Here is an 18954-nt window from a genome sequence, read left to right on the forward strand (position 1 = left end):
GTGAGTCGACCATCCAAACCCCTCGAGTCCTGCAGCGGTCTCCGTGACAGTAGCTGATTGACAGACCTCCTTGTTGTGAAGTGGCCCGCCGAATCGGCGGGCCACTTCACTCAGGCGCGGGCTGTCGCTGTTCGCCCTCGCCGAGAAAATCCGCTCAGCTCCCCCCACCCACCCGCCTGCTCAAGACATGATCGCCTCGGCGGCATCCTCCGCGAATATCAACGTGTGGCGTGACCTACACGGATGAGGTTTCCGGCAAAGGCAACGTCGGCATAGGGTTCTCGTCGATCAGCGCGCCAAGCTCACTCACCGATGCCATCGCTCTTGCCCGCTTGGCGCACTTTTTCTTCCAGCGAGACACCTCTGCGGACTGTCTCGCTGCGGCGCCGCAGAGCCGGATACGGCGCTCACACTCTGGGAGTGCCCTATCTGCCGACGGACGCCAAGGGGCTTTGCCACCCCTTGACGCAGACCCTCCACAACGACCAGGACACCCGCACGCGAGCTGCCTGCGGAAACCGGCCCGGAGAGATCACCAGTGATCAGCCCCACCCCTGTCGCATGGGGAGCACGGTGCCGTGCTCCCACCCCGAAAGAGGGGCAGGAGCCGACAAGGGGTTCTTATGCCTCTCGATGCAGAGAGCATCCAGATCGATGGGGTGACCTCAGGGGCCTACGGTTGACGACGGCACGCAGGGGCTCGGTACGGCGCTGTAGGTCTACCGGACCGGGTGACGGACGAATCGGGCACCGTTGACACGTCTGCGAGTTGGGAGCACGAGGGCTCCCAAAGGGCTCCCACTTACTCCCAGCCCGGAAACGGTTAAGGCCGCCCCCGCTACCTGCGGAAACGGCCTCCGACCTGCGAAAACGCTGGTCGGGACGACAGGATTTGAACCTGCGACCCCTTGACCCCCAGTCAAGTGCGCTACCAAGCTGCGCCACGTCCCGGTGCTCGTTCGGCTTGGGCTTTGCCTCGCCGACCGCGCATGAAGAACAATACCGCACTTCAGGGGGTGGTCGCTGCCACCCCGGGGTGAAGATCGGGAGTGCGGTGGGACCAGCTGGGGTGTTCACCTGGCGGGGTCGAGTCGTTGCCCATTGTTACCAGAGCTCGAGTGGGGGCGGTGTGGACGGGGGCTTGACTTCAAGTTTGGTTTAAGTCGCACGCTCGCGGTATGACCTTCACCGACGTTCACACCAGGTATGGATACGACGATCTTCCTCGGCTGATGAGCCTGATGACCGGGGACGAGAAGCACGGGCCGGCTGCCACCTCGACGCTGGATGTGGTCTGGGTGCTTTACGACCGTGTGCTGCGAGTTTCGGCCGAGGGCACAGAGGCGCCGGGGCGGGATCGGTTCTTGTTGTCCAAGGGGCACGGGCCGATGGCGTACTACGCCGTGCTTGCCGCCAAGGGGTTCTTTCCCGAGTCGCTGCTGGCGGGGTTCGGGGCGTATGACTCGCCGCTGGGGCACCATCCGGATCGGGTGCTGGTGCCGGGGGTCGAGATCAGCAGTGGGTCGCTCGGGCATGGGTTGCCGTTGGCTGTGGGGAGTGCGCTCGGGTTGCGGGCGCGGGGGCTCTCCGGGGCGGCGGTCTGGGTGCTCCTCGGCGATGCCGAGCTGGACGAGGGCAGTAATCACGAGGCGATCGCGTACGCCGGGGCCATGGGATTGGAGCGGCTGCATGCGGTCGTCGTCGACAACGCCTCCGCCGGCCATCGGCGGGCCGGGGGCATCGCCGCGCGCTTCGAGGCCACGGGGTGGTCCACGGCGACCGTGGACGGGCGTGATCACCAGGCGCTGTACGAGGCGTACACCGCGCCGCACCCGGGGCGGCCGCATGTCGTGGTGGCCCGGGTCGAGGCCAAGGTCTGATGCGATTCCAGTGTGAGAGGGACTGTTCTCATGGACACCATGCGTGAGCGTTTCGCTTCCGTCGTCTCCCGTCTTCTGGACGACGATCCCCGGCTGGCCGTCGTGCTGGCCGAGATCGGTAAGGACGGCTTCACGGACGCGGCCCGGGCCCATCCCGACCGGGTGATCAATGTCGGCATCCGCGAGCAGCTGCTGGTCGGCGTCGGCGGTGGACTGGCCCTGACCGGGATGCGGCCGATTCTGCACACCTTCGCCAGCTTTCTGGTCGAGCGGCCCTTTGAGCAGGTCAAGCTGGACTTCGGGCATCAGGGCGTGGGCGGGGTGCTGGTGAGCGCGGCCGGTTCATACGACTGGCCGGCGGGCGGCTACACCCATATGGCGCCCGGCGATGTGGCGCTGCTGGACACGCTCGACGGCTGGACCGTCCATGTGCCCGGCCATCCGGACGAGGCAGAGACCCTGCTGCGGGACGCGGCCGCCGCCGGTGACGACTCGGTGTACGTAAGGCTGTCGGCGCACTCCAACTCCGCCCCGCGGGACATCGTCCCCGGACGCTTCCTGACCGTACGGGAGGGGCGCCGCGGTGTGGTGATCGCGGTCGGGCCGATGCTCGACGGCGTCCTTACGGCCGTCGCGGGGCTGGACGTCACCGTGCTCTACGCCACGACCGTGCGGCCCTTCGATGGGCCGGCGTTGCGTTCCGCGATCGGCGAGGTGGGCGATGTCGTGCTGGTCGAGCCCTACCTCGCGGGCACCTCTGCCGGCGCCGTGAACGACGCGCTCGCCGATCGTCCGCACCGGGTGCTCGGCCTGGGCATTCCCCGGCGCGAGCTGCGCCGTTACGGCACGATCGACGAGCATCTCGCGGGGCAGGGGATGGACCCGGTCGCGTTGCGCGAGCGGATCTCCGCCTTCCTGCGGTGAGGCCCGGATTCGACGTTCAGAAGTTCAGATGTGCTTTTCCAGCCATGTCAGCAGGTCCTGCTGGACCTCGTCCCGGTTGGTCTCGTTCAGGATCTCGTGCCGGGCCCCCTGGTAGCCCTTCCAGGTCAGCTCCCGCGTGCCGCCGTAGCGGAAGTCCTCCAGGAGTTCATAGACGAGCGTCATCCCCTGGTTGCACGGGTCCTCGGTGCCCACCGCCACATGCACCGGCAGCGCGGCCGGGACACGGGCCTGGTGGCGCGGGTCGTTGATCTTACGGACGCCACGGACCCAGTCCTGGGACAGTCCGGCGCTGAACGCGAAGCCGCACCGCTCGTCCGCCGCGTACCCGGCCACCTCCGCCGCGTCGCGCGACAGCCACTCGAAGCCCGTTCGGTCCTGGATGTGCTCGTACGGGTCGTTGAACGAGGCGAAGAGGGTCGGAGTGAAGGTGGACTGGCCGTTCCGGCCCCGTTCCGCGATCTCCTGGGCGATGCCCGCCAGGGCCTGCTCGGTCTCGGTGCCCGGGAGTGAGCGGAAGGTGCCGGAGAGGATCAGCCCGGCCAGTTCCTCGCCGTACTCCTGGGCGCAGTCGCGGGCCAGCATCGAGCCCATGCTGTGGCCGAGCAGGACCAGGGGCGCACGGGGGTGCGCGGCCCGCGCGCGGTCGCCGATGGCGCGCAGGTCCGAGACGATCGCCCGCCAGCCGTCGCCCTCCTCGCCCACGACGCCGAGGCCGCCCGTCGACTTGGCAGTGGCTCCATGGCCGCGGTGGTCCGAGGCGACCACCGCATAGCCATGGGCGGCGAGGAAGCGGGCGAACCGGTCGTAGCGCCGGGCGTGTTCGGCGGCGCCGTGGGCGATCTGGACGATCGCGCGTACGGCGCCGTTCTCCGGCAGCCAGCTGTAGGTCACGACCCGCACACCGTCGGGCATGGGCAGATGGTCGGTGCGGTGGGTGATACCGCCGTCGGGCATGCCGTCTCATCTCCTGGCTCGAATCGGTCTGGCGCGCATGGATCCGGTGCGGATGGATCCGGTGCGAATGGATCTCGTGCGGATGGAAGCCCACTCTCCCTTTGCCTGGCCCGCAAGCCAAGGGCATCGACGCGGTCCTGTCCTCCGGGGCGCGGGGTGTGTAACGATCAAGCGCTTGGTACCGCGTATCGACTGCCGATCCATACAACTCCCCTGCTCCAGGAGGACCGTTGGACTCGCACGACGCTTCGCTCTCCACCAGCTCCCCCGACTTCGCCGACTCGAACGGCACTTCGGGATCGACCAACTCCCCTGATTCGGCCGGCTCTTCCGGCTCCCCCGCCCCGGCGGATCTCTTCGCCCTGTCGCGGCGGCGCTTTCTGCAGGCCGCCGCCGTGGGCACCGCCGCCGCCACCGCGGCCACCCTGCCCTTCGAGGCGGCCGCCGCCGCGCCGGCCCGGGCGGGTGCGCTCTCCTTCACCGCGGCCACCAACGGCGCGGCGACCCTCTCCCCGTCCGGCGACCGTCTGATCGCCGAGGTCCAGAACGTCCTGTGGTCGGTCGCCCGTAAGGGCGGCGAGGCCGTCGCGCTCACACCTGCCGATCTGGAGCCCACCCGGCCGGTGTACTCCCCCGATGGAAAGCAGCTGGCCGTCTGCGCCTACCGGGGCGGCGGATTCCATATCTGGACGCTGCGACCCGACGGCTCCGGTCTGCGGCAGCGAACGGACGGCCCGTGGGACGACCGCGGTCCGGCCTGGTCGCCCGACGGCACCCGGATCGCCTTCGCCTCCGAGCGCGGCGGCGACCCCGTGGCGGGCAGCCCGTACCGGATCTGGGTGCTGGAGGTGGCCAGTGGTGAGCTCACCCGGCTCACCGGGGTGGACGGCCAGGACGGGCCGCTCCAGGACGGCGCCTGGGAGGACTTCGACCCCACCTGGTCCGCGGACGGCGAGCGGGTGCTGTTCGTGCGCGGAGCGCTCGCCGGGACGGCGCTGAGCGCCCGTACGGTCGCCTCCGTACGGGCCGACGGCACCGGCCCCGTCACGGCCGAGCACACCGATCCCACCGCCGACGCCCAGGTGATGGCGCCGGCCGTGTCGGCGGGTGGCCATCTCGCCTATCTGCGCACCACGGCCGCTCCCGCCCCCGCCTGCAGGCTGGTCGTGGACGGGGAGCCGGCGGCGATCACGGGCGATGTGCAGCCCGTGCCGCCCCGTTGGGTGTCGCGGGACGAGCTGCTGCTCACCGTGGACGGGCGGTTCCGGGTGTTCCGGGTGTCCTCGGCGACGCGGTCCGGCGGCGGGGGAGACACCGCCGGTGAGAGCACCACCGGTGAGAGCACCGCCGGGGCCGGGCGCGCCGGTGACGATGACGACCGTAAGGCGCTCGCGTACGAGGAGATCCCCTTCTCCGCCACCCTGCCCGTCGACCGGCCCCGGTATCGCGTCAAGCGGTACGACTTCGACGGTGGCGGGGCGCGGCCGGTGCGCGGGCTGCATCTGCCCGCGCTCTCTCCCGACGGCCGTAAGGTGGCCTTCGCCGCCCTCAACTCCCTCTGGGTCGCCGATGTCTCCGGCGGCCGGGCCCCGCGCCGGGTCGTACGGGCGGCCCCCACCCGGTATCTGCTGGCTCCCACCTGGACGCCCGACGGACGCGCCCTGGTGTACGCCGACGACCGCGACGGGCTGCTGGCCGTGCGCCGCCGGGACCTGGCCTCGGGCGAGGAGACCGTGCTGGCGTCGGGCGGCCGGGTGCATCCGGCGCTCTCCCCCGGCGGGGGGCATCTCGCCAGTGTCGACATGTCGGGAAACCTGGTCCTGCGCGATCTCGACGCCGGTACGGAACGGGTGCTCGCCGCGCCGATGGGTGCCGGAGGGCTGCCGGGCCGGCCGAGCTGGTCGCCCGACGGACGCCATGTCGCCCTGTGCGATCGCAATCGCCTGAACCAGCGGTTCCGCGAGGGCTACAACCTGATCCGGGTGATCGACATCGGCACGGGTGCGGCCAGACTGCACGCCGTCGCACCGCACACCTCCCTCTCCGACCGCTATGACTCCGGACCGGTCTGGTCCCCCGATGGCCGCCATATGGCGCTCATCGTCGAGTCCGCCCTGTGGCTGCTGCCGGTAAGGGCGGATGGCACCCCCGACGGCGCGCCGCGCCGGCTGACCGACGAGGCCGCCGACCACCCCTCCTGGTCCGGGGACTCCCGCAGCGTCCTGTATCTGTCGGCGGGCCGGCTGCGGCTGCTGGACGTCAAGAGCGGCACCGCCCGCACGGTCCGTATCCCGCTGGACCACCGGCGGCCGCGCCCCGCGGACACCGTCGTCCACGCCGGGCGGTTCTGGGACGGCACCGGCGGCGACGGCGGCGGTGCCGGTCGTGACGGCCGTAAGGGCGGCACGGTTCGCGAGGACGTGGACATCGTGGTGCGCGGCGGACGCATCGCCGCCGTGGAGGCACACCGGGCCGGGCGGCCCGCGAAGCGGCGCGTCGACGCCTCCGGCCGCACCGTGATCCCCGGGTTGTGGGACGCCCATACCCACCCCTGGCAGTACACCTATGGCGGCCGTCAGACCGCGCTGCAGCTCGCGTACGGCATCACCACCGCGGTCTCCCTCGGCGGGTTCGCCTATGAGCAGGCGCGCCTCCGGGAGGCCGTCGCGGCGGGCGCCCTGGCCGGGCCGCGGCTGCTGGCCACCGGTGAGCTGCTGGACGGGCCGCGCGTCGCGTACAGCATGGGCCGGGCGCATCGCACCCGCGACGGTCTGCGGCGCTCCCTGGCGCGCGGTGCCGCCCTCGACTGGGACTTCGTCAAGACGTATGTGCGGGCGCCGGGTTGGATCATGGAGGAGGCGGCCCGGTTCGCGCATGAGCGGCTCGGTGTGCGCACCGGCAGCCATCTGTGCTCACCCGGCATACAGCTCGGGCAGGACCTGACGACGCATCTGCAGGCCACCCAGCGGCTGGAGTACGGCCACGCCACGACGGCGACCGGGCACTCCCAGCAGGACCTGACGGAGATCTACACCGCGACCTCCGACTTCCGGCTCATCGCCACCCCGTTCACGGCCTCACCCCTGGTCGGGGCGGACCCCTCGCTGGCGAAGGACGAGCGGGTCACCCGGCTGATGCCGCCGTGGGACACCGCGCTCGTGCGGCAACTCGCCGGGGCGCCCCCGACCTCGGACCAACTGGCCACGCTGCGCACGGAGATCGGGGTGTACCAGCGGATCCTCGCCGGGGGCGGGGTGGTGGCCCTGGGGACGGACCAGCCGCTGGTGCCGGTTGGCCTCCATCTGCACATGGCGCTGCGCGCCCTGCACCGGTTCGGGCTGTCGCCGGAGGAGGCGCTGCGCACGGCGACCGTCCTCCCGGCGCGGGCCTTCGGCGCCGACCGCGACCTGGGCACCCTGGAGGTCGGCAAGCTGGCGGACCTGACGGTCGTGGACGGCGATCCCTTCACGGACTTCGACACGCTGGTACGGACGGTGTCGGTGCTGCGGGGCGGGATGCCGTACGAACAGCGCGAGCTGGTCGAGTCCTTCCCGGTGCCCGGTGCCGCGGCGGCACCGCACGGGAAGTCGGCGGACGAGTGGCTGGAGGTGGGGCGGCTGCTGCGGCGCGACTCCTGCTGCTCGATGGACGGCTGAGGGTGACGCGGGGTGGGGCGGGGGCTTCGGCCCCCGCCCCACCCCGTCGAGGCCATCAGGTGTGCGGAAAGGTCAACGGGGGACGTCAATCCTGGCCAGGGCTCCCGTCTCCAGTGCGCACCACAGCGCGCCGTCGTGCGCGGCGATGCCGTGCGGTTCGCAGTCGGCCCGGGGCAGGTCGTACGCCGTGATCCGGCCGTCCGTGGTGATGCGCCCGACCCCGCCGCGGCCCCATTCGGTGAACCACAGCGCCCCGTCCGGACCGCTGGTGATGGCGTGCGGCCTGGCCTGGCGGTCGGGCAGCGGGTACTCGGTGACGGCCCCGTCCACCGTGACGCGGCCGATCTGGCCCGCGCCGATCTCGGTGAACCACAGGGCGCCGTCCGGCCCTTGGGCGAGGCCCACCGGGGCGGCGGCCTCGGTGGGCAGGGGGTGGGCGGTCGTATGGCCGTCCATGGTGATCCGGCCGATGGCGTTGCCCTGGTTGAGGGTGAACCACATCGCGCCGTCGGGCCCCGCCGCGATGGCGGACGGGAAGGCTCCGGGCGCGGGGTACTCGGTGATGTCGCCGTCCTCGGTGATCCGCCCGATGCGGTCGGCGGCCGACAGCGTGAACCATATGGCCCCGTCCGGGCCCGCGGCGACCCCGTACGGGCCGCCGTCGGCGGTCGGCGGGGCGAAGGAGGAGGTCGTGCCGTCCACCGCGATCCGGCCGATGCGGTGGGTGCCGTACTCGCTGAACCACAGGGCGCCATCCGGCCCTTGGGCGATCACCGTCGGCTTGGCTCCCACGGAGTGGACGGCGATCCGGCCGTCGGCGTCCCTGCGGCCGATCGCGCCCTGGTGGACCAATGTGAACCACAGGGCGCCGTCGGGGCCCTCGGTGAGCGCGTAGGGGCCCGCGTCCGGGCCGCTGACGGTGAAGACGCGGACCGGGTCGGCGAGCCACCGGCCGATCCGGTCCAGCAGCACCTCGCCCGGTTCGGACAGGTGGAAGGCGTGCGGCATGCCCTCGTACTCCTCCAGGCGCACGCTCACCCCGGCGGCGGCCGCCGCCTCGGCGAAGCGGCGGGCGTCGTCCAGGAGCACCTCGTCCGTGCCGACGGCGATCAGCAGCGGCGGCAGCCCGCGCGGATCCCCGTACAGCGGCGACTGCGGGGCCCGGTCGGCGGGCGCGCCGGCCAGGTACTGGGCGCTGATGGAGGCGAGGGCGGCCCGGCTCAGTACGTCCTTACCGTCGTTGGCGGCGATCGACGCACCCGTAAGGGCGAAGTCGGTGACGGGTGAGACCGCGATCGCGGCGCCGGGCCGCGGACCGCCGGTCCGCTCGATCTCCAGCAGGGCGGAGAGCACCAGCGTGGCACCGGCCGACTCGCCGGCGAGAACGACCTCGGCGGCCGGGACGCCCTCGTCCAGCACGCCGTGCCAGGCGGCCAGCACGTCCTCGAGCGCCGCGGGATAGGGGTGTTCGGGCGCCGGACGGTAGTCCACCCGCAGGGCGGGGCGGCCGGTCGCCTCGGACAGGCGATAGGCCATCACCCGCTCGGCCTCGGGCATGGTGTGGGCGAACCCGCCGCCGTGTACGTAGATCACCGCGCCGCCGTGGGCGCCGGGCGCGCGGACCCAGTCGCCGCGCACCTCGGCGTCCTCCGGCAGCGGGGCGGCGATCAGCGCGTCGGGCCGGTCGCGGACCGCTCGGGCCGCCTCGGGCGCCATGGGTACGGCGATGACGTTCAGCAACGGTCCTCCGTCGTGGGTGGTCGAGACTCGCGGGGCGGCGGGCTCATCTCCCTCGCGAAGATCCCTCGCGAAGAACCCCCGCGAAGAACCCCCGCGGAGAAAAGTTATGACGGGGACAAGTTAGCTCGGGGCACACCGACCCGCCCGGCCCTCATACAGTCAGCGCGGCCGTAAGGACGGCGGGCGCCTCCGCGAGCGAGGGGCCGTACCAGGTGAGGTGACGGCCGCTGACCAGGGCCGCCGGGAGGCCGGGGAACGCCTCGGGGCCGTCATCGGCCGTGAAGCGGTACGGCTCGTCGGGCAGCACCACCAGATCCGCCTCCCGCGCCGTCAACTCCTGGATCGGGATCCGGGGATAGCGCTCGGGATGGGCGCTGTAGAGGTGCCGTACGCCCAGCCGGGCCAGGATGTCACCGGCGAAGGTGTCCCGGCCCAGCACCATCCACGGACGCCGCCACACCGGTACGACGGCGTGCCGCACCGGGCCCCCGGCCCGCACGTCCGCCCAGGCGGCCTCGGCCTCGTCCAGCCAGCCGGGCCGGGCCAGTCCGCAGCCGCGCACCAGGACCCGGTCCAGCTCGGTGAACGCCTGCTCCAGGGTGCGCACTTCGGTCACCAGGACCTCGAGACCGGCGGCGCGCAGCGCGGCGAGGTCGGAGGGGCGGTTCTCCTCCTCGTTGGCGATCACGAGATCCGGGGCGAGGGCGGCGATCCGGGCGGTGTCGGGGTTCTTGGTGCCGCCGATCCGCTCCGCGGTGAGGCCCGGCGGATGGATGCACCAGTCGGTCGCCCCGGCGAGCAGCTCCGGCGCGGTGGCGGCGACGGCCTCGGTGAGCGAGGGCACGAGGGACACCACGCGCCGTACGGGGGTGCGAGGGCTCATCGCTCCACCGTACGGCGCGACGCCCCGCGCCACAGCCCGAAACGGCACCCACCGCTGACAACACCCGCGGCCCGGAGCATGTGCTCCGGGCCGCGGGTGTTGTGCGGTGCGGACCGTGGGTCAGGAAGCCACCGGCGCCATCTTGTCGACGATGCCGGGGTGGGCGTCAATCCACTTCTGGACGCCCTTCTCCTCATTGCCCTTACCGGCGTCCTGGATGGCCTGCTCCAGGGTCGCCAGCTCCTTCTCGGTCATGTGCCACTTCTTCAGCCACCCGTTGAACTCGGGGAACTTCTTCGGGAAGGACTTGTTGGCGAGGGTGTGGAGCTGGTTGCCGGCCCCGAACGCCTGCTTCGGGTCGGCGAGCTTGGTCAGCTTGTACTTGCTGTAGGCCCAGTGCGGGGTCCACAGGACCACGGCCACCGGCTCCTTCTTGGCGTACGACCGCTCCAGCTCGGCCAGCATCGCCGGCGAGGAGCCGTCACTGACCTTGTACTCCTTGTCCAGGCCGTACTCCTTGAGCACCTTGCCCTTCAGGAGCTTCATCTCGCCGGTCCCGGGCTCGATCCCGACGATCTTGCCGCCGAAGGTACTGGACTTCCCCTTGAGGTCGGCGAGCGACTTCACGTCCTTGACGTAGGACGGCACCGCGAGCTCCAGGGAGGTCTTGTCGTACCACGACCCGACATCGACCAGGTTCTTCTTGTATTTGTCCCAGTACTGCTTCTGGGCGACCGGTAGCCAGCCGTCGAACTCGACGTCGACCTGTCCGGTGCTCATCCCGGTGAACATCGAGCCGACGTCGTACTGCTTGATCTCCGGCTTGTAGCCACGCCGTTCGAGGACGTTCTTCCACAGGTAGGTGGTGGCGATGTCCTCGTCCCACGGGAAGTAGCCGATCATCGGCGCGGCGCCCGCGTCCTTGCCCTTCTGGTCGGCGCCGCCGGGCACCGGGGCGAGCTTGTTGGCCATGCCCGGGTTCTGCTTCAGCCAGGCGCGCACGCCCTGCTGCTCCTTGCCCTTACCGGCGTCCTGGATGGCCGACTCCAGGCTGGTGAGCTGCTTCTCGTCCAGCTTGAAGTTCTTGATCCACTTGGCCACCTGCGGGTTCTCCTTGGAGAAGCCCTTGCGCGCGAGCGAGTCGATGTGGTCGCCCTTGCCGAAGGCGCCCTTGGGGTCCTTCAGCTTGGTGAGCTTGTACTTGTCGTACGCCCAGTGCGGGGACCACAGGGTGACCGCGATCGGCTCCTTCTTGGAGTAGGAGCGGTCCAGCTGCGAGAGCATGGCCGCGGTCGAGCCCTTGACCAGGCTGAAGTTCTTGTTCAGCCCATAGCCCGGCATGACCTTGTCCTGCATCAGCTTCATCTCACCGGCACCGGGCTCGATGCCGACGATCTTCTTCTTGAAGGTGCTGGACTGCTTCTCGAGGTCCTCCAGGGTGTTGACGCCCTTGACGTACGAGGGGACCGCGACCTCCAGGGAGGTGGGGCCGTACCAGGAGCCGAGGTTCTCCAGCTTGCTCTTGTACTTCGACCAGTACGAGGCGTGGGTGGTGGGCAGCCAGGAGTCCGTCTCGAAGTCGATGTTGCCCGCCGCCATACCGGTGTACAGCGCGCCGACGTCGTACGACTGCACCTTGGGCTTGAAGCCGCGCTGCTCCAGGAGCTCCTTCCACAGGAAGGTGGAGGCGACGCCCTCGTCCCAGTTGATGTAGCCGATGTTGACCGACTGGCCCTTGCCGACGTTGGCGGAGACCTTGGGGCCCTCGTCGTCGCCGCCGAACATGCTCATACCACCGGCGACCAGCGCCAGGACGACCACGCCGACCATGGCGACGGAGGTCGCGGGGCGCCAGCGCAGCACCTTCAGGCCGCTGAGCGCCTTGGCCTTCTCCTTGGCCAGCGCGCGGCGGGCCAGCGGGGAGACGCGCTGATTGAGCGCGCTGGTCATCCGGTCCAGGTACATGGCCAGGATGACCACCGCGATACCGCCCTCGAAGCCCATGGCCACGTCGACGGAGCTGATCGCCTGGAAGACGGTGGAGCCCAGGCCCTCGGCGCCGACCATACCGGCGATGACGACCATGGACAGCGCCAGCATGATGACCTGGTTGACGCCCGCCATGATGGTGGGCAGGGCCAGCGGGAGCTGGACGCGCAGCAGGGTGCGGCGCGGATGGGTGCCGAAGGCGTCGGCCGCCTCGACCAGCTCCGCGTCCACCTGCCGGATGCCCAGTTCCGTCATGCGGACGCCCGGGGGCATCGAGAAGATGACGGTGGCGACGACACCGGGGACCACCCCGAGGCCGAAGAAGAAGATGCCGGGGATCAGGTAGACGAAGGCGGGCATCGTCTGCATGAAGTCCAGCACCGGACGGATCAAGGCGCTCACCGCGCGGTTGCGCGAGGCCCAGATGCCGAGCGGCACCGCGAACACGACGGTGATCACACCGGCGACCAGCACCAGTGCGAGGGTGTTCATCGCCTCGCCCCACAACTCGATCGAGTCGATGAGGGCGAATCCAAGGAAGGCGAGCACGGCGGGCAGCAGCCCGCGCAGCCACCAGGCGAGCAGCGCCAGGATGCCCGCGAGCAGCAGCGGCTCGGGGCCGCTGAGCACCGTGTTCAACCCGTCGTACATGCCCTGGACGACGCTGGAGATGAAGTCGAAGAGCCAGCTCAGATTGTCTCGGAGCCAGTTGACGCCGGAGTTGATCCAGTCGCCGAGCTGAAGCCTAGGCACCGGTGATCACCTTCTTGGTGGTCTCGGGCGCGTCCGGGGTGTCACCGGCCGGCGGCTGGTCCCCGTCGGGCGCGACGTCCGGCTCGCCGAGGGCGGCGAGCAGGCGGGCGCGGGTGACGACGCCGGTGAGCGCGCCGTCGTCATTGGTGACGGCGACCGCGACTCCGCTGCGCGAGCAGGGCTGGAACAGCTCGATGATGGGGGTGCCCTCGGTGACGGTGGCGGGGGCGGCGGCCAGCACGTCCTGCGCGGTGCGGAGGGTGGTGCCGTCGTCGGCCTTGGTGCCCAGCGCCTCGTCCGGCTCGGACATGATCGCGCCGGCGGTGAGCACCCGGCTGCGGTCCACGTCCTGGGTGAAGGAGGCGACATAGTCGTTGGCGGGGGTGACCAGGATGTCCTCGGCGGTGCCGATCTGGACGATCCGGCCGTCGCGCATCACGGCGATGCGATCGCCGAGCCGCATGGCCTCGTTCAGGTCGTGGGTGATGAAGACGATGGTCTTCTTCAGCCGCTTCTGGAGCTGGAGCAGCTGATCCTGCATATCGCGGCGGATCAGCGGGTCCAGGGCGCTGAAGGACTCGTCCATCAGCAGCATGTCGGCGTCGGTGGCCAGGGCCCGCGCGAGGCCGACCCGCTGCTGCATACCGCCGGAGAGCTCATCCGGCCAGGACTTCTCCCAGCCGGCCAGGCCCACCATCTCCAGCGCCTCGGTGGCGCGCCGGACGCGCTCCTCGCGCGGGACGCCCTGCACCTCGAGGCCGTAGGCGGCGTTCTCCAGGACGCTGCGGTGCGGGAAGAGGGCGAAGTGCTGGAAGACCATGCTGATCTTGCGGGACCGGACCTCGCGCAGACCCTTGGGGGTGAGCGCGGTCAGGTCGTCGTCGTCGAAGAGCACGCGCCCTGCGGTCGGCTCCAGCAGTCCGTTCAGCATCCGCAGCAGGGTGGACTTACCGGAACCGGACAGACCCATGACGACGAAGATCTGGCCCGCCTCGACGGCGAAGGAGGCATCGACGACCGCCGCGGTCGTACCGTTCGCTCGGAGCTCCTCGCGGTCCGCGCCGCCTTCCATCTGCGCCACCGCCTCATCGGGTCGTCTGCCGAACACCTTGTACAGGTGCTCGGCTCGCAATTTGGCCACATGTACCTCTCAGATCGCACGAAAAAGCGACCCGCCACCCCCGCCGGCGGGTCGTGGAGCGGAACGGCATCGGACCGCTGACCGCCGCAATAGTTGAATCACTGAACGGGTTCGCTCCGGGGGCGCGCCTGCCCCCAACCGTTTGGCGTAAACCAAACGGTGATCCACTTCACATTATCCTCGGGGTCGATGTCAGTGGGGTAGTGCATAGTCGGATCGTGACGCGACGCCTGATGCTCCTCGACACCGCCTCTCTCTACTTCCGGGCCTATTTCGGGGTCCCGGATTCGGTCCGGGCCCCCGACGGCACGCCGGTGAACGCCGTGCGCGGGCTCCTGGACTTCATCGCCCGGCTCGTCCAGGACCACCGCCCGGACGACCTGGTGGCCTGCATGGACTTCGACTGGCGCCCGGCCTGGCGGGTCGCCCTGATCCCCACGTACAAGGCCCACCGGGTGGCCGAGGAGGCCCCGGCGGGGGCCGGGGTGGACCAGGAGGAGGTGCCGGACACCCTCTCCCCGCAGGTCCCGGTGATCGACGAGGTGCTGGACGCGATCGGCATCGCCCGGGTCGGCGCCGCGGACTACGAGGCCGACGATGTGATCAGCACGCTCACGGGCCGGGCGGCCGGCCCGGTCGACATCGTCACCGGCGACCGCGATCTGTTCCAGCTGGTGGACGACGAGCGCGGGGTGCGGGTGCTCTACCCCGTCAAGGGCGTGGGCACCCTGCAGCTCGTCGACGAGTCCTACGTACGCGAGAAGTACGGAGTGACCGGCCGGGGGTACGCGGATCTGGCGCTGCTGCGCGGCGACCCCAGCGACGGGCTGCCGGGGGTGCCCGGTGTCGGCGAGAAGACCGCCGCCAAGCTGCTGGCCGCCCATGGCGACCTCGCCGGGATCATGGCCGCCGTCGACGACCCCGCCGCCAAGCTGACCCCCACCCAGCGCAAGCGGCTGGCCGAGGCGCGGGCGTATGTCGAGGTCGCCCCGAAGGTGGTGCGGGTCGCCCCGGACGTGGCGCTGCCCGCCTTCGACCCCGCGCTGCCGCGGTCGCCGCGCGACCCCGGAGCCGTGGCGGCGCTGGCGGAGCGCTGGGGATTGGGCGGATCTTTGCGCAGACTGCTGTCCACTCTTGAGGAATGAGCTGTTAGGTTAGGTAAACCTAACTCTTGTTGATCAGGGAGGTCGCCATGGCGGACCGTCCGGCCCGTAAGACGCGCACGCCGCATCGCGCACAGGTGGTGCGCACCGACCGGCTGACCCCGCATATGGTGCGGGTCGTCCTGGGCGGCGACGGCCTCGCGGACTTCCATGCGGGCGAGTGGACAGATCACTACATCAAGCTGCTCTTCCCGACCGGGGGTGCCGTCTACCCCGAGCCGTTCGACCTGGAGCGGATCCGTGCCGAGTTCCCGCGCGAGCAGTGGCCGGTCACGCGGACGTACACGGTGCGGGCGTGGGACCCGGCGGCCCGCGAGCTGACCGTGGACTTCGTGACCCATGGCGACGAAGGGCTGGCCGGGCCGTGGGCCGCCCGGGTCCGGCCCGGCGAGGAGATCCACTTCATGGGGCCGGGCGGCGCCTACGCCCCCAGCGCCGAGGCCGACTGGCATCTGCTCGCTGGGGATGAGAGCGCGCTGCCCGCGATCGCCACGGCGCTGGAGCGGCTCACCGACAGCCGGGCGGGGGGCGCGCCCGAGGTGCCGGTGCATGTGTTCATCGAGGTGGCGGACGAGACGGAGGAGCTCAAGGTCACCGCGCCCGAGGGGGTCCAGGTGAGCTGGCTCCACCGGGGCGCCGCGCCGGTCGGCGAGGCGCTGGTGGCGGCCGTGCGGGGGCTGGAGTTCCCGCCCGGACAGCCGCACGCCTTCGTCCACGGCGAGGCGGGCTTCGTGAAGGAGATCCGCCGCCATCTCCGCCTCGAGCGCCAGATCCCGCGCGAGTGGCTGTCCATCTCCGGGTACTGGCGGCGCGGCCATGACGAGGACGGCTGGCAGGCGTCGAAGCGGGAGTGGAACCAGCAGGTCGAGGCGGAGCAGGAGAGCGCGGGGCTGGGGGAGGCCGCCGCGTAGGGGGGGCTCTCCGTACGGAAAGCCGCCGCGTAGGGGCGCCGCACGGGAAGCCGCCACGTAGGGGGCTCCGTACAGAAAGCCGCCGCGCAAGGGGTTCCGTACGGAAAGCCGCCGCGTAGGGGGCTCCGTACGGAAACCCGCCGCCCAGCGGCTCCACACAGGAAGCCGCCGCGTAGGAGCGCCGCGCAGAAAGCCGTCATGTAAGGGGCGCAGCAGAAGAGGCCGCCGCATAGCGGACGCGGCGCGTACGACCATCAGGCCCCGGCCGGGAGCATCCGGCCGGGGCCGCCGCGTGTACCGGGCACGGCGGAGCGATCGGCATCGATCCGGCGGCGCGGAGGGCGCACTCCGGCTCGCGGGATCCCGCCATGGGGATTTGACATATCGTCACATGAGCACCTTTCGAGCCCATTTCACACCTTCCGCACCTATCCCTCTTTTGGTTGACTCACATCGAGCGAGAGTTTCGGCACCACGGTGACCTCGGAGCCGACCCGTTCCATGCATGACTCGCCCTCTTACGGCCGGCACCCGGACACGAGTCGAATCCCCTCTCAAGTCGCCATCACCGGTCATGCGGTCTCCGCCGAAGGCCATGGCGTCCCAGGGCCCCGAGGGTCCGTCTCCCCTTCCACTCCTCTGCGCGACGGAAGCCGGTGCGGGCAACGGCCACGTGCCCATCCCTCCTCTCCCGGCACACCCGCCCACAGCAAGACGATCGAACAGGAGAAAACTCATGCCCATCACCACCCTCACCCCCAACCAGGGCAAGGTCGGCGACACCATCAACATCAACGGCACCTCGCTGGGCACGACCGTCTCGGTGAACTTCGGCGGCGCCGTCGTCGCCCCGGCGTCGGTCTCCAACACCCTGGTCACCTTCGTGGTTCCCACCACCGCGCCGTGCTCGGGGCAGGTCTCGGTCAGCGTCAACCTGTCGAACGGAACCCGGAGCAACGCGGTGCCGTTCTTCGTCATCGTCGCGCCGACGACCACGGGGCTGGGTCAGACGTGCCTGCCCGCCGGCGGCGGTTCGCTCACGGTCTTCGGCACCGGCTTCGCGGCGGGGGGCACCGTCCACGTGGGCGCGCTCACCCCGGTCGCCTTCGCCGCCGGCGGCAACAACACCCAGGTCACCGTCACCGCTCCGGCCCACACCCCGACCGGCTGCTTCGACACCCAGCAAGTCACGGTCACCACGGCAGGCGGCTCAGGGACCGCGGGTACCACCCAGGTCGACTACTACAACGCGCCGAGCCTGGCCGCCGCCACCCTGGCGCCTGCCACGGGCCCGGCGGGGACCGAGACCACCATCTCCGGCGCCACCTGTCTCATCGGCATCACCGACGTCACCTTCACCGACTCGGCCGCCACCGCGTTCACGGGACTGCCCTTCACGCCCATCGACGCCACGTCCATCGTCACCACGGTGCCCGCCGCGGCGGCCGCGGGCGCCGGGACCTTCACGGTCACCACGTGTGGTGGCACCTCCGGCCCGGCCACCTTCACCGTCACCTGATCCACCGACCGTGGGCGGGCGAGCCCCGCACGGTCATCCCCCGGGGCAGCCCCCCGCATGGCACACGGTGAATTCCGATCCCCCGTGCCCTGGCCGACGCCCCGCCGGTCAGGGCACGGCCGTCCGCACGGCTCAAGAAGGAGAAGGGCATCATGGCCCCCGTAGTGACCAGTGTCAGCCCCACACAAGGCAATCCGACCGGTGGCACCCCTGTCACGATCAACGGTTCCGGCTTCATCGGCGCCACCGTGGTCAGGTTCGGCCCGAATTTCGCCACCAATGTGGCCGTCGTGAGCGACACACAGATCACGGCGAGGACCCCGCCGGGGAGTGGCACTGCCAAGGTCACGGTCACGGGGCCGACGGGCACCAGCACCCAGAACGTGTTCTTCACCTATACGACGGTCGCGGCTCCGGTGCTCACGGCGCTCAGCCCGACCTCCGGGCCCACCGGCGGCGGCAATACGGTGACCATCACCGGCACCAACCTCACCGGCGCCACCCAAGTCCTCTTCGGCGCCACCCCCGCCACCATCCTCACCAACACCGCCACCCAGATCACCGTCACCGCGCCCGCCGGCACCGGCACCGTCAACGTCACCGTCACCACCCCAGGCGGCACCAGCAACCCACTCCCCTACACCTACACCACCATCTCCGCCCCCACCATCACCAGCCTCAACCCCACCTCCGGCCCCACCTCCGGCGGAAACACCGTCACCATCACCGGCACCAACCTCACCGGTGCCATTCAAGTCCTCTTCGGCGCCACCCCCGCCACCATCCTCACCAACACCGCCACCCAGATCACCGTCACCGCGCCCGCGGGACCGGCGTCGGTGGTGAACGTGACCGTGACCACGCCGGGGGGCATCAGCAATCCGCTGTCGTACATCTATGTCGCCGCCCCGGTCGTCACCGGTGTGAGCCCGCAGTTCGGTCCGGACACCGGTGGCAACTCCGTCACCGTCACCGGCAGCGGCCTGGCCCTGGCGAGCGCCGTCCACTTCGGCCCCGGCCTCGCCACCGGCTTCACCGTGATCTCCGACAATCAGCTGACCGCGACGGCTCCTCCCGGAACCGGCACGGTCGTGGTCACCGTGACCACACCGGGCGGCACCAGCACCCTGGGCCCCGGGAACCCGTACTACACCTATCTCGGCGCTCCGGTGATCAATTCGCTGATCCCGAACGAGGGTTCGTCACTGGGCGGCGACTCCGTCACGATCAACGGCTCCAACCTCACGTACACCGACTCCGTGACGTTCGGCGGAGTCCCGGCCTCCTTCAGCGTCCTCTCGGACAACCTGGCCGTGGCGACGACTCCGGCGCATGCGGCCGGAACCGTCAATGTGCAGCTCCACACCCCCGCGGGCAACAGCAACACCCTCCCCTTCACCTACGATCCGGCCTGAGCCCA

12 protein-coding genes, 1 tRNA gene and 1 pseudogene are annotated in these 18954 nt (G+C 70.7%); 7 read left to right on the top strand and 7 right to left on the bottom strand.

Annotation, left to right across the window (positions count from 1 at the left end; all coding sequences use genetic code 11):
* Positions 1–874: 874 nt before the first annotated feature.
* Positions 875–951, bottom strand: a tRNA-Pro gene (locus NP777_RS18280).
* 227 nt (positions 952–1178) lie between these two features.
* Here NP777_RS18280 and NP777_RS18285 point away from each other — a divergent pair.
* Entirely contained in the window at positions 1179–1880 is a 702-nt protein-coding gene (locus tag NP777_RS18285; protein ID WP_256651218.1) for a transketolase, read from the top strand.
* 30 nt (positions 1881–1910) lie between these two features.
* Positions 1911–2804 (top strand): transketolase family protein, encoded by an 894-nt coding sequence (locus NP777_RS18290; protein ID WP_256651219.1) that lies wholly within the window; start codon positions 1911–1913, stop codon positions 2802–2804.
* Between the two features lie 24 nt (positions 2805–2828).
* Here NP777_RS18290 and NP777_RS18295 read toward each other — a convergent pair whose 3' ends face one another.
* Positions 2829–3779, bottom strand: coding sequence for an alpha/beta fold hydrolase (locus tag NP777_RS18295; RefSeq protein WP_256651220.1), 951 nt, complete (start codon positions 3777–3779; stop codon positions 2829–2831).
* A 362-nt stretch (positions 3780–4141) separates the two neighbouring features.
* On the opposite strand from NP777_RS18295, the gene NP777_RS18300 reads away from it, so the two are divergent.
* Positions 4142–7435 (top strand): amidohydrolase family protein, encoded by a 3294-nt coding sequence (locus tag NP777_RS18300; RefSeq protein WP_256651320.1) that lies wholly within the window; start codon positions 4142–4144, stop codon positions 7433–7435.
* A 72-nt stretch (positions 7436–7507) separates the two neighbouring features.
* Here the strand turns inward: NP777_RS18300 and NP777_RS18305 are convergent, their stop codons facing one another.
* The 5 genes and pseudogenes from NP777_RS18305 to NP777_RS18325 form a co-directional block, all read right to left on the bottom strand.
* A complete protein-coding gene (locus NP777_RS18305) occupies positions 7508–8404 on the bottom strand; it encodes a Vgb family protein (RefSeq protein ID WP_256651321.1) in 897 nt (298 codons plus the stop codon).
* A gap of 33 nt (positions 8405–8437) precedes the next feature.
* A pseudogene (locus NP777_RS18310) lies at positions 8438–9151 on the bottom strand (alpha/beta hydrolase fold domain-containing protein); the annotation flags it as partial.
* 175 nt (positions 9152–9326) lie between these two features.
* A complete protein-coding gene (locus NP777_RS18315) occupies positions 9327–10058 on the bottom strand; it encodes a helical backbone metal receptor (RefSeq protein WP_256651221.1) in 732 nt (243 codons plus the stop codon).
* Positions 10059–10178: 120 nt separating this feature from the next.
* On the bottom strand, positions 10179–12800 hold the full coding sequence (locus NP777_RS18320; RefSeq protein WP_256651222.1) for an ABC transporter permease/substrate binding protein: 2622 nt from the start codon (positions 12798–12800) through the stop codon (positions 10179–10181).
* Positions 12793–13941 carry a quaternary amine ABC transporter ATP-binding protein gene (locus tag NP777_RS18325; RefSeq protein ID WP_256651223.1) on the bottom strand — a complete coding sequence of 383 codons (1149 nt, stop codon included), beginning with the start codon at positions 13939–13941 and terminating at the stop codon, positions 12793–12795. The genes NP777_RS18320 and NP777_RS18325 overlap by 8 nt, the downstream gene beginning before the upstream one ends.
* A gap of 233 nt (positions 13942–14174) precedes the next feature.
* Between NP777_RS18325 and NP777_RS18330 the strand changes: the two genes are divergently transcribed.
* The 4 genes from NP777_RS18330 to NP777_RS18345 all read left to right on the top strand — a co-directional run bounded on the left by NP777_RS18330 (position 14175) and on the right by NP777_RS18345 (position 18949).
* On the top strand, positions 14175–15086 hold the full coding sequence (locus NP777_RS18330; RefSeq protein WP_256651322.1) for a 5'-3' exonuclease: 912 nt from the start codon (positions 14175–14177) through the stop codon (positions 15084–15086).
* 47 nt (positions 15087–15133) lie between these two features.
* Positions 15134–16015 carry a siderophore-interacting protein gene (locus NP777_RS18335; protein ID WP_256651224.1) on the top strand — a complete coding sequence of 294 codons (882 nt, stop codon included), beginning with the start codon at positions 15134–15136 and terminating at the stop codon, positions 16013–16015.
* Positions 16016–16751: 736 nt separating this feature from the next.
* Entirely contained in the window at positions 16752–17534 is a 783-nt protein-coding gene (locus NP777_RS18340) for an IPT/TIG domain-containing protein (protein ID WP_256651225.1), read from the top strand.
* A gap of 152 nt (positions 17535–17686) precedes the next feature.
* On the top strand, positions 17687–18949 hold the full coding sequence (locus NP777_RS18345; protein ID WP_256651226.1) for an IPT/TIG domain-containing protein: 1263 nt from the start codon (positions 17687–17689) through the stop codon (positions 18947–18949).
* The last annotated feature ends 5 nt before the right edge of the window (positions 18950–18954 follow it).

The organism is Streptomyces rugosispiralis, from assembly GCF_024505145.1.
Classification (GTDB): domain Bacteria; phylum Actinomycetota; class Actinomycetes; order Streptomycetales; family Streptomycetaceae; genus Streptomyces; species Streptomyces rugosispiralis.

Excerpts from the sequence above, each read along its gene's own strand:
- NP777_RS18340 (WP_256651225.1), top strand. The coding sequence starts at position 16,752 with ATGCCCATCACCACCCTCACCCCCAACCAGGGCAAGGTCGGCGACACC.
- NP777_RS18295 (WP_256651220.1), bottom strand. The coding sequence starts at position 3,779 with ATGCCCGACGGCGGTATCACCCACCGCACCGACCATCTGCCCATGCCC.
- NP777_RS18285 (WP_256651218.1), top strand. The coding sequence starts at position 1,179 with ATGACCTTCACCGACGTTCACACCAGGTATGGATACGACGATCTTCCT.
- NP777_RS18290 (WP_256651219.1), top strand. The coding sequence starts at position 1,911 with ATGGACACCATGCGTGAGCGTTTCGCTTCCGTCGTCTCCCGTCTTCTG.
- NP777_RS18330 (WP_256651322.1), top strand. The coding sequence starts at position 14,175 with ATGCTCCTCGACACCGCCTCTCTCTACTTCCGGGCCTATTTCGGGGTC.
- NP777_RS18335 (WP_256651224.1), top strand. The coding sequence starts at position 15,134 with ATGGCGGACCGTCCGGCCCGTAAGACGCGCACGCCGCATCGCGCACAG.
- NP777_RS18345 (WP_256651226.1), top strand. The coding sequence starts at position 17,687 with ATGGCCCCCGTAGTGACCAGTGTCAGCCCCACACAAGGCAATCCGACC.
- NP777_RS18315 (WP_256651221.1), bottom strand. The coding sequence starts at position 10,058 with ATGAGCCCTCGCACCCCCGTACGGCGCGTGGTGTCCCTCGTGCCCTCG.